Genomic DNA, 15483 nt, shown 5'->3' with positions numbered 1-15483 from the left:
CCGCGGAGCGGGTCCCACCGGGCTGCGCCCGGTGCAAGCGAACCCCCGTGCTGCGCACGGGGGTTGCGCTCCCGCTCCGCGGGAGCGCTGGCGGGTGGCTGCGCCACCCGCGCAACCCGTGGGCTGCGCCCACGGGTTGATGCTCCATCCGCTGCGCTCCCAGAGCTGCGGGACTTCGTCCCGCCACCGGGCTTCCGCTGCGCTGCAGCCCGGACCGGCGGGTCCGCTGCGCTCCCCGCCTGGCGGTCCTTTCGGCTTCGCCTCCAGGACCGTTGGGCCCGCTTCGCGGGCCAGGCTGGCTGCGAGAGTGGGGGGTGCTCGCTCGTTTCGGGCTCTGGTGTAGTGGTGCATCAGGTTGATGCAGTATGTAGAGTTGGCGGAAACGCGGGACCCCCTCCAACCACCCGATGCGGGCTCAGCTGCCCGCTCCTTTCGGAAAAGGGAAAACGCATGTGGAGTGCTCAGGACGTGGCGCGGGATCAGGTCCGGCGTCAGGCGGATGGCCTGGACGTCGCCGCCGTTGCGGAAAAGGTGGCGGAGGCCGCTGTCCGTGAGCGGGAGACCGCGGAGCAGTTGAGGGGGAACGGTTCCTTCTACGCGTTCGAGATGGACCGGGAGCGGTTGGCTGCCATCTGGTGAGCTCAGCACGCTGAGTGGCGGCGCGTCAGGGACTTGATGACTGCAGCCGGTTGGAGTGTGTATGAGCCGGAACAGGATGCTCAGGGCTCGGTGTGGGCTGGCGAGCGTGAGGAACGGTTTGCCGGTGCTCTTGCAGCACAGGCCGCCTTCGGGGAAGGGCGGGGGGAGGAAGCTGATGAACTGCGAGCAGAGGTCTGGTTGTCCGCCGCGTCCAGTCGGTGGCCGGCTGGGCGGGGCTGCGCCCCTGTGAGGTCCTGGCCCAGCTCGCCGAGCGGATCGTGGTGGGCGAGGACGGCACGGTGTCCGTCCCGCCCTTCACACCGTCCTGGTGATTTCCGAAGCGAGCGGAGCGGCTGGTTCAGCGCTTCTTGATACGTAACGGCGGCTGAAGCGCGGGAAGGGGGATGCTTGTGGGTGATTCGGTTGCCTTTCCGGTTCTTCGTACAGGGGATGCGGAAACGGCCTTGGCAGTGGCCTGTGCACTCGTCTGCTGCAGCAGTTCTCCGGACAGATCAGTCTTCGTCGATGCCGAACTGACGTGTGTTATCGAGGTCATGAAGGCCCGTGACATGTTTCCGGAGTCGTTCTACACGTCGGGGAATGTCTTTCTACGTGCCGAGGAGCTGCCCCAGGGTCCTGAGGAGCTGGCGCGGCTGCTGCCGGTGACGTTCAGTGCAGAGACCGATGAACGCGGTGAGCTGCCCTGCGGGACGGTGCTTCTGCTGGGCGGCGCCAGGTGTGGGCAGCTCGCATGGATGGGCGTGCGCTGGCCGGCCGTGCCTGAGCTCGGCCTCGGACCGGAGTGGGCTCGCACCGGTGTACAGGCATGTTTCAACAGCACAGCGGAAGGTGAACCGGCTGTAGGGCACACCGTTCTCGTGCACGTCCGTCGTGGAGAGGACGAGCGGGCGAGCCACTTGGCCCGGCAGGTAGGACAGACGCTGATCGGCCCGGAGGAAGAAGGCTGGTGATCGGCTGCGGCAAATTCATTCTCGTAAGCGATGCACGCAAGGTGTGGCGCGGAAAGTAATAAGGAATGCGGTAATATAATGCTCGGTGTTTCGCTCCATGAGCATCAGGTAGCGCAGAAAGCGGCTTTCCGTCGGTGGGTGGGATTCCCTGCAAGATCATCCGTACCGTCGGAGGGGGCGCGGGGCACGATCGTGTCCGCGACCGGGTCGGGCAAGACGATCACGGCGGCTGCGTGCGCGCTGGAGTGTTTTCCGGGCGGGCGGATCCTGGTGACCGTGCCCACTCTGGACCTGCTCGCGCAGACCGCTCAGGCGTGGCGGCTGGTGGGCCACCGCTCCCCGATGGTGGCGGTGTGCTCGCTGGAGAAGGACGAGGTCCTGGAGCGGCTCGGGGTGCGCACCACCACCAATGCGGTCCAGCTCGCCCTGTGGGCCGGGAGCGGGCCCGTCGTCGTGTTCGCCACATACGCCTCCCTGGTGGATCGCGAAGACTTCGAGGACCCGATGGGCCGAGGCAGGATTCGTGGGCCGCTGGAGGCCGCCCTGGCGGGCGGGGAGCGCCTGTACGGGCAGCAGATGAGCGGTTTCGACCTGGTGATCGTGGACGAAGCCCACTCAACCGCGGGTGATCTTGGCAGGCCGTGGGCGGCGATCCACGACAACGCCCGCATTCCGGCCGGCTTCCGGCTCTACCTCACCGCCACCCCACGCATCCTCGCCGCGCCCCGGCCGCAGCAGGGCACCGGCGGGCGCGAGCTGGAGATCGCGAGCATGGCCGACGACCCGGACGGGACCTACGGCGCGTGGCTGGCCGAACTCGGACTGAGTGAGGCGATCGAGCGTGGCATCCTCGCCGGGTTCGAGATCGACGTGCTGGAGATCCGCGACCCCTCCCCCGTCCTTGGCGAGTCGGAGGAAGCGCAGCGGGGCCGGCGCCTGGCCCTGCTGCAGACCGCACTGTTGGAGCATGCGGCGGCGTACAACCTGCGTACGGTCATGACGTTCCACCAGAAGGTGGAGGAGGCCGCCGCGTTCGCGGAGAAGATGCCGCAGACCGCTGCCGAGCTGTACGGCATCGACGCCTCGGAGGAGGACCTGGCGGCCGCGGACCGGCTCCCCGCCTCGTCGATCGGCGCGGGCTTCTACGAGCTGGAGGCCGGCCGCCACGTCCCCCCGGACCGGGTCTGGTCGGCGTGGCTGTGCGGCGACCACCTCGTCACCGAGCGCCGCGAGGTGCTGCGCCAGTTCGCAGGCGGCATCGACGCCGCGGGCCGGCGCGTGCACCGGGCGTTCCTCGCCAGCTGCCGGGTGCTCGGAGAGGGTGTGGACATCACCGGCGAACGGGGAGTCGACTCGGTCTGCTTCGCCGACACCCGCACCTCCCAGGTGGAGATCGTGCAGAACATCGGCCGCGCGCTGCGGCCCAACCGGGACGGCAGCACGAAGGTCGCGCGGATCATCGTGCCCGTCTTCCTCCAGCCCGGCGAGGACCCGGCCGACATGGTCGCCTCCGCGAGCTTCAAGCCGCTCGTGGCCGTGCTCCAGGGCCTGCGCAGCCATGATGAGCGCCTGGTCGAGCAGCTCGCCTCCCGCGCGCGCACCAGCGGCAGGCGCAAGGTCCACCTCCGGCGCGACGAGGACGGGCGGATCGTCGGGGCCGGCGGAGAGGGCGGCGGCGAGGACCAGGAGCAGGACGGCACCCAGGCCGCTGCCGAGTCGGCGCTGCTCCACTTCTCCACACCGCGCGACCCAGCGGCCATCGCCGTGTTCCTGCGCACCCGGGTCTACCGGCCCGAGTCCCTGGTCTGGCTGGAGGGCTACCAGGCGCTGCTGCGCTGGCGGAAGGAGAACAAGATCACCGGCCTGTACGCCGTTCCGTATGACACCGAGGTTGAGGTTGGTGTTACGAAGGCGTTCCCCCTCGGGCGGTGGGTGCACCAGCAGCGCAAGGCGCTGCGGGCCGGGGAGCTCGAGCCGCGGCGCAAGGAACTGCTCGAGGCACCCGAGGCCGGCATGGTCTGGGAACCGGGCGAGGAGGCGTGGGAGAGGAGGCTCGCGGTGTTCCGCGCTTACCGGCGGGCCACCGGGCACCTCGCCCCTCGCCAGGATGCGGTCTGGGACGACCCGGCCGGCGGGCATGTGCCTATCGGGCAGTACATGGCCAACCTCCGGCGGAAGGATGGTCTCGGGAAAGACCCGCGTCGGGCCGCCGTACGCGCGGCGCAGCTCGCCGCGATCGACCCGGACTGGAACTGCCCCTGGCCGCTGGACTGGCAACGCCATTACCGCGTCCTCGCCGACCTCGCCGACACCGAACCCCACGGGGTACTGCCCGACATCGCACCGGGCGTGCTGATGGACGGCGACGACATCGGACGCTGGCTGAAACGGCAGAAACAGCCCGGCACCTGGAAACTGCTGTCGGCCGAGCAGCAGGAACGGCTGACCGTGCTGGGCATCAAACCCACCGAGGCGCAGTCCCCCGCCCCGGCAGGGGCGGCCCCGACAGGGGTGACCCCGGCAGGGGCGGCCCCGACACGGGCCGGCGGTACGGCGGTGAAGGGCACAAGCAAGGCGCAGCAGGCCTTCCAGCGCGGGCTCGCGGCCCTCACGCAGTGGGTCGAACGGGAAGGCGCCCACCGGCCGGTACCCCGCGGGCACACCGAACAGATCACCGTCGACGGCGAGGACGAGCCGGTGACCGTGAAACTGGGTGTGTGGATCTCCAACACCCGCACCCGACGCCACAAACTCACCCAGGAACAGCTGACCTCGCTGCACAAGCAGGGAATGGAATGGGCATAAGACCGTGTCCTACCTGGTGAGGCGGACGTTGTCCCGGTATGGGGCGGGGAACGTGGAGCTGGATCGTGCCGGACGGCTTGTGGGAGATCGCCAGGCCGCTGATTGCGGAGCAACGGACACGGCCGCAGGGCGGCGGCACGCAGAACACACCTGATGAGACGGTCTTCGCGGCCATCATCTGGACGACGCCGGGCTCCTGGACGTCTCCCGCGTCATCCTGGACACCGCCCACGTCAGGGCCAAAAAGTGCCCCTATGGCTTTCGTCAAACGGTTGATCTTGGGCGGTTTATAGAAGGTGCCTTCGCGGAGCATGGCGAACAGGACGTCGATGCGGCGTCGGGCCAGGCTCCGCCATTCCGGAAAAGGCTGACCAGGTCCGCAACCGCAGGAAGTTCGGCTCTCACGGAGGCCGTCCGCCGAAGTTCGACAGAATCGATTACAAACAGCGTCACGCGGTGGAGTGCGGCATCAAGCGCCACCGCGCGGTGGCCACGAGATACGACAAGCTCGCCGTCCACTACGAGGCGACCGTGCTGATCGCAGCCCTCAACGAATGGCTCTGGCCGGCAGATGGCCTTCCTGTCGTCGCTCACCAGTCCCGGGTGGCGATCAGCTCTTCCACATGCGCGTCCGTGAACCCGTATGCCGATGCCACAAACCAGAAGTCTTCAGCGATCACCTCGCGCGCAACCGTCTCGATTTCACTTCCGGCTGCCTCGAACTCTGCTTCCAGACTGTTGAATTCCTCCGTTGCGGCCTGGCTGAGCGCATACAGAGCCTCCAGATCCGACGGCTGCTCAGCCTCAATCCGCTCGCACAGCCGCAACAGGATCGCCCTACCCCGGTCGACGACGTGATCGGGGAAGTACGAGTCCGTATACATCTGTCGCAGGAACATGTGCCCTGATACTTGCTGGTTCGTGATCGGCATGGCGCTTCCCCATCCCCGTATAAGACCTGACGCGCCGATCATGCACGACACCACTGACAACGACGCCGCCCACGTACACCAGGCTGGTCGCCCGGCACTTTGACAACAGGCCCTGCAAGGCCCGGCACGCGGTCGAGTGCCGCACCAATCGCCTCAGAAGACACCGCGCCGTGACCACGCGGTACGACTACGAGGCGACCTTGCTCGTCGCGGCCATCAACGAGTGGCTTTGACCTGACGTTTCGCTCAGCTCCTGGGTACGGAGGTTGAACCAGCTTGCCGCGGTCGGTCGGACTCGGTCCCGTCAGCGGCCCCCCTCTGCCGCCCGCAGACTGACCGAGTCGATCGCGCACCGCGACCAGCCCAGCTCGCCCCGCGCCCCGAGTCTGTCGCCGATCACGCGGTAGAGCCGGGCCCGGACCCCGGGCCCGGCTCCCCTGAGCGAACCTGCGGTAGACCGCGGGGGGCGGCGATGAGGAGGGGCGGCCGGGTGGCAGGGGGCCAGCACCACCCCCGTCCGGGCAGCCAGCTGGATGGTTTGCGGTGCTGGTCCTCCGTAGCGTTTCGGCCATGGAGATCACGAAGAGTGCGCGGTGGGGCCGGTCCGGACGGTGGCGTGCGGGGCTGGCCGTGGCCGGGGCCGCCGCAATCGGGACCGCATCGCTTCTCGGGCCGGGCACCACGGCCGAGGCCATGGGCGCCGGCGGCGGGGACGCGCGGTCGCGGTTGCAGCGGGACGCGGACGTGGTACGGGACACGGGAGCCACCGGGCTGACGGTGCTCGCCCGGGACGCGGCCGGGCGCGAGACGCAGGCCCGGTCCGGCACCGCGAGCCTGAAGGACGGGGGTCGGGTGCCCTTCGACGCCTACTACCGCATCGGCAGCGACACCAAGACCTTCACGGCCGTGGCCGCGCTCCAGCTCGTCGGCGAGGGCACGCTGAGCCTGGACGACACCGTCGAGCAGTGGCTGCCCGGGGTGGTCGCTGGCAACGGCAACGACGGCAGCCGCATCACCCTGCGCAACCTGCTCCAGCACACCAGCGGCCTGGCCAATTACACAGACATCGCCTTCGAGGACCCGGCGGAGCTGACACCCGAGCGCTTCCACGCACAGCGGTTCCGCTCGCAGACCCCCGAGGAGCAGGTCGCCGCGGCGATGGAGCGTGCCCCCGGCTGGCTGCCGGACGCGGACGATCCGGGCGCCGAGACGCAGTGGGCGTATTCCAACACCAACTACGTGCTGCTCGGGATGGTCATCGAGAAGGCCACTGGCAACCCCTGGGCGCAGGAGGTGCACGACCGGATCATCGAGCCGCTGGGGCTGCGCCGCACGCTGATACCGGACACCTCGCCGTACGTGCCGTTGCCGACGGCTGCCGGGTATACGCAGTTCCCCGGCCGGGACGACCTCACCGACACCACGCTGGCCGTGGGCGGCGGCGCGGACGGCGGCATCATCAGCACCACCCGCGACATGAACACCTTCCTGCGCGCCCTGATGGGCGGCCGGCTGCTGCCGCCGGAGCAGCTGGAGCAGATGCGCACCACCGTCCCGGCGCCCGGCTACGCCACCGACGGAAGGACCCGCTACGGGCTCGGCCTCGCCTGGCGCCCGGCCGAGGGCTGCGGGGGCGGGGTCTGGTACCACGGCGGCACGTCCTTCGGCACCGCCTCCGAGACCGCCGTCACGCCCGACGGCCGGGTGTCGGCCGCGGCCGCTGTCTTCACCACGCGCTTCGGTGACGAGAAGCGCTTCCTTGAGCAGGCGGAGGCCGCGGTCCGCCTGCTGGACCGGGCGGTGTGCGGCGACCGGAAGCGCGGGTGACCACAGCTAGATACTCAGTATGCCTTCCACGTGGGACTCCTACAGGCCGCGTAGCGCCTCGTACAGGTCGTCATAGGCTGCCCAACAGTCGATGCTGCCGTCGTCGTACATCGGCAGGCTTCACGAGACACAGGCCGTGGAACCCGAGAACGATTTCTGGGCGCACCATCTCGTGGACCCCGGCGAAGGCGACCCACTTCGCTGACCGATCGGGATCCAAGGCAACAGCCTCCCGGTCTCCCGACACATCGCGGATCTGCTGAAGAGCCCATCCCTGGGGTGGCGGCGCGTCTGCCATCCATAGGTGGTCTCACTCACCAGGTGCAGGGCCGAGGAAGTGGGCGGCTGACCCGAGGAGCCACAACGCTGAACTGGCTGCTTCAGCGCTCCGATCATTGCGAGGCAGTCCCAGGGGCCTGGAACCGGCGGCACGGGGCCGCGGCCGGTGTTCCTTCACTGCTCGTGGCAGGCGGACCGGATCTCTTGCAGGAGGGTCTGGTAGTCCTCGCCGTAGGCGGTCACGGCCGCGTACACCGCGTTCAGGGCCGCCTGGAGCGGGTCGGCTTCGGCGGCGCCGAGCAGCGCGGGCAGGGCCATGTGGGGCTGGGACATTCGCGGGGGCGGGTCCAGCTCGCCGAACGTGACCCTCATCGTGTGCGGCGTCGCTTTCCCGGGCTGCGGTGTCGGTGGTGCGGCACGGTCCGGCGGCTTCACCAGGGCGGCCGCGGGACCTGTGATCTGCGGGAGCATGGCGGGCTTGGGCATCGGCGTGTGTGCGTCGTTGTGGGCGGGTGGCTGGAAGGGGGGCCGCTTGGGCGGGACGGCCTGGGCGACGGTTCTGTCGGGGACCCGTGGATCTGCTTCCAGGGCCCGCCACGCCTGGGCCGGGTCGTCGAGGGGCGGCGGCAGCGGACGGCCCTCGGCCAGAGCGGTGAGCCCTGCGGCGATCCAGTCGAGGTCGGTGAGCCCGGCCGCCTCACAGGCGCGACGTGCGGCCAGCAGCGCTGTTGTCCGCTGGGTCCCGGGTGTGGCGGCGTCGATGGCGTGGACCAGGGCCGGGTCGAAGACGAGCAGGCCGCGCACGTTGCCACTGACCTCGCGCAGGGCGCGGCTCGGCGATCGCCCGCCCCACTGCCACCGTTCGTGGGCGAGCCGGCGTTCTTCCTCGGCTTGTTCCTGCGCGAGGCGGGCCTGACGTTCGGCTTCGGCGCGTTCGGCCGGTGTGGGTGGAGCGGGCTGCCGGCGGGCGTAGTCGTGCCAGTACGCGGCAGTCGCCGAGGTCTGTTTCAGGACGCGGTCCGGTGCAGGCGGAGCGGGCCAGAACTGCAACAGGTAGCAGTCCCGTTGCGGCTCGCCGTCCAGCCGGGTGTCCTGGCGGTGTGCCTCGTCCATGCCCTGAGCGCAGTAGCGCACCCGGTAGTCCGTCTCTTCCAGGTCGAGGTCCCAGGAGGCCTCCCCCGCCCATTGCACAAGAGCGCTGCCGGCCGAGACGGGGCGATAGGAGGCCTCTACGACGTCCTCCCACGCCGGATCCAGCGGCGGAGCCTGGTCGTGCACCTCGACGGTGAAGCCGACGCTGCCCGTATGCAGCCCGGTCGACAACCACAGCGCGCCCGGCGTCGCGGCCCCGCACAGCCCGCCGCTCTGCCCGGCGAAAGACTCCCGGAGGTCCGGACCGAAGCTGTCCGGATCACTCTCGACGTAGATCTGGCTGTAGTGCACGTGGACTTCGCCCTCAACTGGCCTGCGCACCCTCATCCCCCCGTCGCCGGGAACGCTGACACTTCGCAACCTACGGCACGGCACTGACATGGCGCCGTGCCGATCCAGGCGCCGCTCAGCACCCAGCTCATGGCCGAGGCACCCACGACCAGCCCGGCACGACGACGCAGAGGCGCGCCGATGGGCGGAGATGACATCCACCGGTCACAGAACTTGAGCAGAACCCCGAACTCGTGAACGAGGCCAGCCTGCGCGGGCACGGCTGTTCGATGAACCTTGCCGGTACACGGCCCGCATGAGCCCCGGACAGGACTTCGTCCGCGACTTGAGAACCGCGTGGATAAAGACACCCAGTGCGCCGGGGGAGGTTCGACGCCGCCGTGGACTCAGGAGCTCCCCACTGCCGGAGACGTGGTCTTCCTGCAGTTCCACACCCGTCACCGCGCGCAGCGCCCGCACGACGCGGCCGGCGACGTCCGCCGCAACCACCTGACCGGTCGGCTCGTCACCACGGGAGAAGCCCAGGGACAGCAAGTTGCCGACCGTCTGTTCTGTGTCGGCGGCCGCGCAGGGCAGTCGCCCGGTGATGGCATCCAGCTCGCACACCACCTGACCGTCAGCCGCCACGTGGCCCATCAGCTGGTTGGGGTCCTCGAACGCGGAAGCAGCTACCCGCCCGCCCGCGGACAACGCCTCGAGCACCGCACGATCCATCCCCACCCAGCCCAGGGTGCCCTCCAGCTCCACGATCAGCGACCAGCCGTCCCGAAGCCCGCGTCCGAGCAGCAACACCTCCGGCTGCATGCCGTCGGCCTCCAGCCGCTCGGTCGCCAACTGCATGCCGTCATCGACATCCGTCACATCGCGCACGCCCATGCGCTCCAGCGCCTGAGCAGGCGCAAGCTGCGTGAGCGTCACACACCAGCCCTCACCGAACAGCTCGGACAGATCCACCATCGGCCCCGGCGGCGGCGAGCGCCCGTGCGTTGGCCGGCTTCAGGGGCCTGCTCCCGTTCCAGCTCTCCGGATCGGCCCCGGCGTTCAGGCGCCGGCGGATTTCGTCGGCATCCGTCCAGTCCCGGCCCATGCCCGCCCAGCCGTCACTCGCTGCCGCCACTGCTCCCCCTACTCCCCCTCGAACACGTCGCATGCGCTCGCGCACTTCCAGTCGGCATCGTGTGCGTTGGCTGCTACAGCTCGAACTCGAGGTGCTCGATGTCCGTGAAGCGGACCTCCTCCAGGCTGCCGGCGCGGCGGCCGCCGTCCTGGAAATACACCTCACGCAGTGCGTCAGCGGTGATCTCCTGGAGGCGGGCGTCGCCGGCGCCCTGCTCCTGGGCCTCGAAGAGGCGCGCGGCGTGCTGCGGGGGCAGGGCGACGGTCAGGTGCCGGATGCGGGACTCGTCCGTGGAGCCGATGGGGGCGGTGTAGCCCATGCGGGCGCGGGTGTCGATGACGATGCCGCCGGTGGTGGCCGCCTTCTGCCGGGCCTGGGCCCGGATCTGGGGTTGCCAGCGTTTCCTCACCTCCCGCTCCAGACGCGCGGCGAGGTCCGGGCGGGGCTTTTTGATCTGGTTCTTCACGTAGCGTTCGACGGTTCGCTGGGAGATCCGCAGCAGCTGGGCGACCGCTTTGGTGCTCTTGAGTTTCCTGACCAGGTAGCGCATCTGTGCGGGTGCGCTCTTGGGTGCCGGGCGGGTGAACGCTTTTTGCACCGCGGCTTCCAGGCCGTCCCCGAACAGGCTCATCGTGGCCTACTCCTACTCTCCGTTGTCGATGTCGGTGACGGTGCCGTCCTTGATGTAGCGGGCGAGGTTGAGGTCGGGGGCGTCGAACCGCTCGCGGACCTCCTCGCCCCACAGGACGCTCTGCGTGCCCTCGTGCTTGACCAGGCCCGGGTTGACACCGAGCTTGAAACCGCCGGGGAGCGGCTTGCCGCCGGAGTAGGGCAGGAAGTCCAGCGGGCTGGCGCCGCCTGCCGCGTAGACCACACAGTCGGACAGGACCGCCACCGGGTACTGGCCGGTGAACGCCGCATGCTTGACGATCTTGCGGTGCAGGTTGATCCGGGTGCGGGAGATGACCGCCGCCCGGATGTCCGGCCGCCACGTCGGCCGGGACAGCGCCCGCCACGGCTCGCCCGGCCGCCACCCCTCACCGCGCGGCCGCTCACGCAGCTTGCCCAGCCCGCCCTTGACCGTCGCCTTGATCGCCGACACGACGATCGCCAGCTGAGGGTCGCGGTCCCGGTAACCCTCCATCGCGTCGAGGAAGGCGGCCGGTTCCATGTCCGCGTGCACGCCCAGGTCGGCCATCGTGGCGAGGTAGGCGTCACGGAGCCGCTGGTACCAGCCGTCCAGGTAGCGGCCGTTGTCGTACCGGACGTACGCCTCGATCGGGCGGACCTCGTAGCCGAGCTCCGCCGCGTACGCGACGGTAGGCGTCGCGTACCAGGCCGGACCTTCCGGGCGCTCGCCCTTCGGCGTGAACGGGGAGGGCAGAAGACTGCCGTCCAGCTCCACCCACTCCTTGCCCACCTTCACGCGGGACAGGTCGACGTGGGAGAGGTCGACCAGCCACGAGCCGGGCAGCTTCGGGTCGAACGCGGGGGCCTTGACGTGTGTCGCCTCACCGAGGCCGACGGTCAGGCCGTTCGCGCCGGCGGCGAAGGCCATGTTGACGTCGATGCCGACCAGGTGGCGAAGGGTGCACTCGGCATCGGTCATGGGCCGCGCCCAGTCGTACGCCTCCTCGAACAGCTTCTCGCCGGGGCCGCGCACATGGAAGCGGGGCAGGTCCTTCAGGACCGGGTGGCCGTCGGGGACCTCGCACGGCGGCCAGTTCATCGGGTCGATGGCGTCCCTGCCGAGCGAGCCAGGGTTGTGCTCGGAATGCCGGCGGCCGTCGGCGACCGGGCCGCTGCGGCCTGGAAGCCCTACGCCGACCGCACCTTCTGGGTCGGTGACCTCGAGGCCGGAGTGAAGGAGCTCCAGGGCGGCCATGTCGGCCTGGTGGTGCTGGTCAACCGTTCGGGGCATGCACCGTGGGCGGAACACTCCCGCGTCGGCGGGGAGGACGCCGGCCTCGCGGACGGGTGTGGTGCCCGGTGCGGAACACCCCCGCGTCGGCGGGGAGGACGTGACCGACGTGGTCTGACCGGTCGCGCCGGTCGGAACACCCCCGCGTCGGCGGGGAGGACACCGGGTGCGCCGCGCCCGGCCAGAACAGCGCCGGAACACCCCCGCGTCGGCGGGGAGGACAGGGCGAGCTGCTGGCCGGACGTGAGGTGCGTCGGAACACCCCCGCGTCGGCGGGGAGGACGGCACCCGGTCCTGCACGATCGACACCCGGACCGGAACACCCCCGCGTCGGCGGGGAGGACGACACCCGGCAGGTCGCGATCCTCGGCATCGTCGGAACACCCCCGCGTCGGCGGGGAGGACTCGTACCGGCCGGGCTTGCCCTGCTGGACGAGCGGAACACCCCCGCGTCGGCGGGGAGGACTCAGGGCATCCCCGGATGAGGCGCTCGATCCGTGGAACACCCCCGCGTCGGCGGGGAGGACGCCGGCCTCGCGGACGGGTGTGGTGCCCGGTGCGGAACACCCCCGCGTCGGCGGGGAGGACGTGACCGACGTGGTCTGACCGGTCGCGCCGGTCGGAACACCCCCGCGTCGGCGGGGAGGACACCGGGTGCGCCGCGCCCGGCCAGAACAGCGCCGGAACACCCCCGCGTCGGCGGGGAGGACAGGGCGAGCTGCTGGCCGGACGTGAGGTGCGTCGGAACACCCCCGCGTCGGCGGGGAGGACGGCACCCGGTCCTGCACGATCGACACCCGGACCGGAACACCCCCGCGTCGGCGGGGAGGACGACACCCGGCAGGTCGCGATCCTCGGCATCGTCGGAACACCCCCGCGTCGGCGGGGAGGACTCGTACCGGCCGGGCTTGCCCTGCTGGACGAGCGGAACACCCCCGCGTCGGCGGGGAGGACGAGATCCACCCCGGTAGGCCGGCACCTGATGGCGGAACACCCCCGCGTCGGCGGGGAGGACTCAGGGCATCCCCGGATGAGGCGCTCGATCCGTGGAACACCCCCGCGTCGGCGGGGAGGACTTTCATGTCCACCGTGCGCTGGACGATGGACGCGGAACACCCCCGCGTCGGCGGGGAGGACGTCCGCGCGCCCCTCTGCGATCCACTCCACGGCGGAACACCCCCGCGTCGGCGGGGAGGACATCGCGGTTCCGGAGGCGTCGTAGACGAGGACCGGAACACCCCCGCGTCGGCGGGGAGGACCTGGCCGCCGTGTCGCTCCTCGGCCCCCTGGTCGGAACACCCCCGCGTCGGCGGGGAGGACCTGAGAGGTGCATATATGCAATTCGTGGACGAACGGAACACCCCCGCGTCGGCGGGGAGGACGAGCCCAGCGGCATCCACGGCCTGACGGACAACGGAACACCCCCGCGTCGGCGGGGAGGACAGCTGACGCGTCAGCTCCTCCGGGGTCGGCGGCGGAACACCCCCGCGTCGGCGGGGAGGACGGGATTGCCCGACGCCAAATGTCCTCATACACCGGAACACCCCCGCGTCGGCGGGGAGGACACTCTCTGACCTGCACCTCAAAAGGGGCTTTGCATTCCCTTTACCTTTGGTGCGGCGGTCATACGGATCAGGGTAAGGCCGTCGAAGTCGACCGGGACCCGGCGGCGGGTTCCTGCGGTACGGATGGCGTAACCCTGTTCCGTGGTGGCGGGGTGGAGGAGGAGGGCGGCGCCGGTTCCTACGACTTCGGTGACGGCGTTCCAGAGTTCGTCGCGGACGCGGGCGGAGACGCTGCCGACGAAGATGCCGGGTACTACTTCGCTGGTCCATCTGCTAAGTGCGCCGCGTAGGTGGTCGGGGACGGCGGTGGTGGCGATGACGACCATGGAGGGCATCAGGCTTCTCCTGTGGCGTAGTTGACGCCTGCGGGGAGGGCTCCGGTTTGGGGGTCCCAGAGGTGGACCATGCGTACGTCGCGCCGTTCGGAGTGTTCCTCGTCGGTGTCGTCGGTTGTGGTGGTGTGGGACGGGGTGAGCAGGGACTGGACGTCTTGGACGATGCGGGGCAGGAGTCGGAGGTCTTCGCGGAAGCGGCGGCGTGCTTGTTGTTAGGGGTTGTCTGAGCTGTGAAGGGCGAAGGCTAGGGGGAGGGTGGTGTCGGCTTTGTAGAGGTCGGCGATGCGTAGACGAAGGCGTGTTGGGTGCCGGGTGGACGTAGCCGAGGGCGGGGGAGAGTCCGAGGGCGAGCAGGGCGGCCTGGACGATGCCGTAGAGGCAGGTATTGGCGGCGGACAGGGCAAGGTTGACGGGGTCCTGGGAGTCCCATTGGTCGGGGCGGTAGTTGCGGCGGAAGCGTCCGATGCCGTGTTGCTGCGCGAGGATCTTGCAGAAGGCCTTCATGCGCTGGCCATACACGCCGCGGAGCTGGTCCAGGGTGACGGATTCGGGCAGGTCGGCGTCCTTGAAGCGCATCTGGTACATGCGGACGGCGACCTTGAGGCGGTGTTCTGGGTCGGCCCATGTGGCGACCTGCTGTTCGAGCCAGTGGGTGGTGAGGGAGTCCGGGAGGATGCCGGCGTAGGCGCGGACGCCGCCGGCTCCGATGCAGATGACGCTGGTGTTGTAGCGGGCGAGGGTGGTCAGGGCAGGGGTGGTGAGGAGACGCCCGAGCCCAGCAGGAGGCAGGACAGGGCTGCGGTGGGGAGGTAGACGAGGTCGGTGCGATGGTCATCGACCTGGATCTGCGCGCACACTCCGGTGTCGTCCTGTACCACGCGGACCATGTCCAGGTAGAGGAAGGACAGGGAGTCCGCGACGCGCGGGAGCATGGCCAGGGTGGGGGCGGCCAGACGCCTACGCGCCCCACCACCCCGCCTGTGACGCGCTCACGCGGGGGCGAGGCTGAGCAGGCCGCAGCCGTAGGCCTTGCCTCTGCCGATGCCTTCTTCGACTCGGCGGCGCAGGAGAGCGGGGTCCCTGATGAGGGCGGTGCCCTCGAATCGGGTCCGGGCGTTGTGGATGCGCTGTTTGTTTTGAGCTTTTAGGCCACTTGCTGCGATTAGTTGCGTGGCGTGGACTGTGTCGACCTTCAGGCCTGATTGTTCGGCTTGGCGTCGCCACCATTCCACTGCGGCTGGGCCGGTGAGCGCGACAACGGGTTTGAGGCCGTGGAGCTCTTGGGTCGTTTTTCTGGGCTTGCGTACGGCGTTGGCGTCGATGCGGTAGCGGACTGGCAGTCCGGGGCGGAGTGCGTCGAGCAGGGGGTTGAGTGGTCTGGTGTCTGCTTTGCCGTAGTCGGGTGGGAGCAGGTTCAGGTCAGGTTGGGTGCGGCTTTGCAGGAGTAGGTAGGGCCCTTGGGGGGTTTCTTCTGCTCGGAAGAGGATGCCGAGTTGTTTGCGTGCTTGGTCGCCGAGGTTGTCCGGGAAGAGCTTCATCACTCGGTAGTGGAGTTCTACGGAGTTGCGGAAGTCTCGGCTTGCTTGACGGTTGCGGGGATTGGGGATGATGCGGGTCAGCCAGATGGTGGTCATGGTGGGTTCCGGTGT

10 protein-coding genes, 6 pseudogenes and 1 CRISPR repeat array are annotated in these 15483 nt (G+C 69.7%); of the genes and pseudogenes, 7 read left to right on the top strand and 9 right to left on the bottom strand.

The window, feature by feature from the left end; genetic code table 11:
• The first annotated feature begins 450 nt into the window (after positions 1-450).
• The 5 genes and pseudogenes from ACP7TJ_RS33410 to ACP7TJ_RS33390 form a co-directional block, all read left to right on the top strand.
• A complete protein-coding gene (locus ACP7TJ_RS33410; protein ID WP_367452427.1) occupies positions 451-639 on the top strand; it encodes a hypothetical protein in 189 nt (62 codons plus the stop codon).
• A 410-nt stretch (positions 640-1049) separates the two neighbouring features.
• Positions 1050-1610 carry a hypothetical protein gene (locus tag ACP7TJ_RS33405; RefSeq protein WP_427767873.1) on the top strand — a complete coding sequence of 187 codons (561 nt, stop codon included), beginning with the start codon at positions 1050-1052 and terminating at the stop codon, positions 1608-1610.
• A gap of 78 nt (positions 1611-1688) precedes the next feature.
• Positions 1689-4415 carry a Helicase associated domain protein gene (locus ACP7TJ_RS33400; RefSeq protein ID WP_427767871.1) on the top strand — a complete coding sequence of 909 codons (2727 nt, stop codon included), beginning with the start codon at positions 1689-1691 and terminating at the stop codon, positions 4413-4415.
• Positions 4416-4453: 38 nt separating this feature from the next.
• Positions 4454-4662: pseudogene (locus ACP7TJ_RS33395) on the top strand (IS5/IS1182 family transposase); the annotation flags it as partial.
• 61 nt (positions 4663-4723) lie between these two features.
• Positions 4724-4976: pseudogene (locus ACP7TJ_RS33390) on the top strand (IS5 family transposase); the annotation flags it as partial.
• A 29-nt stretch (positions 4977-5005) separates the two neighbouring features.
• Here the strand turns inward: ACP7TJ_RS33390 and ACP7TJ_RS33385 are convergent.
• Complete coding sequence (locus ACP7TJ_RS33385) at positions 5006-5347, bottom strand: DUF5713 family protein (RefSeq protein ID WP_167744075.1); 342 nt, start codon at positions 5345-5347, stop codon at positions 5006-5008.
• A gap of 119 nt (positions 5348-5466) precedes the next feature.
• On the opposite strand from ACP7TJ_RS33385, the pseudogene ACP7TJ_RS33380 reads away from it, so the two are divergent.
• Positions 5467-5580 (top strand): annotated as a pseudogene (locus ACP7TJ_RS33380) (IS5 family transposase); the annotation flags it as partial.
• Positions 5581-5622: 42 nt separating this feature from the next.
• On the opposite strand, the pseudogene ACP7TJ_RS33375 reads toward ACP7TJ_RS33380, so the two are convergent.
• Positions 5623-5844: pseudogene (locus tag ACP7TJ_RS33375) on the bottom strand (IS5/IS1182 family transposase); the annotation flags it as partial.
• 73 nt (positions 5845-5917) lie between these two features.
• On the opposite strand from ACP7TJ_RS33375, the gene ACP7TJ_RS33370 reads away from it, so the two are divergent.
• Positions 5918-7174, top strand: coding sequence for a serine hydrolase domain-containing protein (locus ACP7TJ_RS33370; protein WP_427767593.1), 1257 nt, complete (start codon positions 5918-5920; stop codon positions 7172-7174).
• A 453-nt stretch (positions 7175-7627) separates the two neighbouring features.
• Here the strand turns inward: ACP7TJ_RS33370 and ACP7TJ_RS33365 are convergent, their stop codons facing one another.
• The 7 genes and pseudogenes from ACP7TJ_RS33365 to cas6e form a co-directional block, all read right to left on the bottom strand.
• Positions 7628-8932 carry a hypothetical protein gene (locus ACP7TJ_RS33365; RefSeq protein WP_401409196.1) on the bottom strand — a complete coding sequence of 435 codons (1305 nt, stop codon included), beginning with the start codon at positions 8930-8932 and terminating at the stop codon, positions 7628-7630.
• 168 nt (positions 8933-9100) lie between these two features.
• A complete protein-coding gene (locus ACP7TJ_RS33360; RefSeq protein WP_427767596.1) occupies positions 9101-9853 on the bottom strand; it encodes a DUF6461 domain-containing protein in 753 nt (250 codons plus the stop codon).
• 233 nt (positions 9854-10086) lie between these two features.
• Positions 10087-10644, bottom strand: coding sequence for a telomere-protecting terminal protein Tpg (tpg, locus tag ACP7TJ_RS33355; RefSeq protein WP_093763815.1), 558 nt, complete (start codon positions 10642-10644; stop codon positions 10087-10089).
• Positions 10645-10656: 12 nt separating this feature from the next.
• A pseudogene (gene tap, locus ACP7TJ_RS33350) lies at positions 10657-11817 on the bottom strand (telomere-associated protein Tap); the annotation flags it as partial.
• 127 nt (positions 11818-11944) lie between these two features.
• A CRISPR array of direct repeats spans positions 11945-13499; the repeat unit is 29 nt; unit sequence CGGAACACCCCCGCGTCGGCGGGGAGGAC.
• A 17-nt stretch (positions 13500-13516) separates the two neighbouring features.
• Positions 13517-13834: a type I-E CRISPR-associated endoribonuclease Cas2e gene (gene cas2e, locus ACP7TJ_RS33345; RefSeq protein WP_427767869.1), complete on the bottom strand. Its 318-nt coding sequence runs from the start codon at positions 13832-13834 to the stop codon at positions 13517-13519.
• Positions 13834-14766 (bottom strand): annotated as a pseudogene (cas1e, locus tag ACP7TJ_RS33340) (type I-E CRISPR-associated endonuclease Cas1e). The gene cas2e and the pseudogene cas1e overlap by 1 nt, the downstream one beginning before the upstream one ends.
• A gap of 57 nt (positions 14767-14823) precedes the next feature.
• Positions 14824-15468: a type I-E CRISPR-associated protein Cas6/Cse3/CasE gene (gene cas6e, locus ACP7TJ_RS33335; RefSeq protein ID WP_387624762.1), complete on the bottom strand. Its 645-nt coding sequence runs from the start codon at positions 15466-15468 to the stop codon at positions 14824-14826.
• Between the last annotated feature and the right edge of the window lie 15 nt (positions 15469-15483).

The organism is Streptomyces sp. DSM 41931, assembly GCF_050271085.1.
GTDB lineage: Bacteria > Actinomycetota > Actinomycetes > Streptomycetales > Streptomycetaceae > Streptomyces > Streptomyces albogriseolus.
The sequence above is the reverse complement of the archived record's forward strand: the minus strand, read 5'-3'. Positions and strand labels throughout refer to the sequence as shown.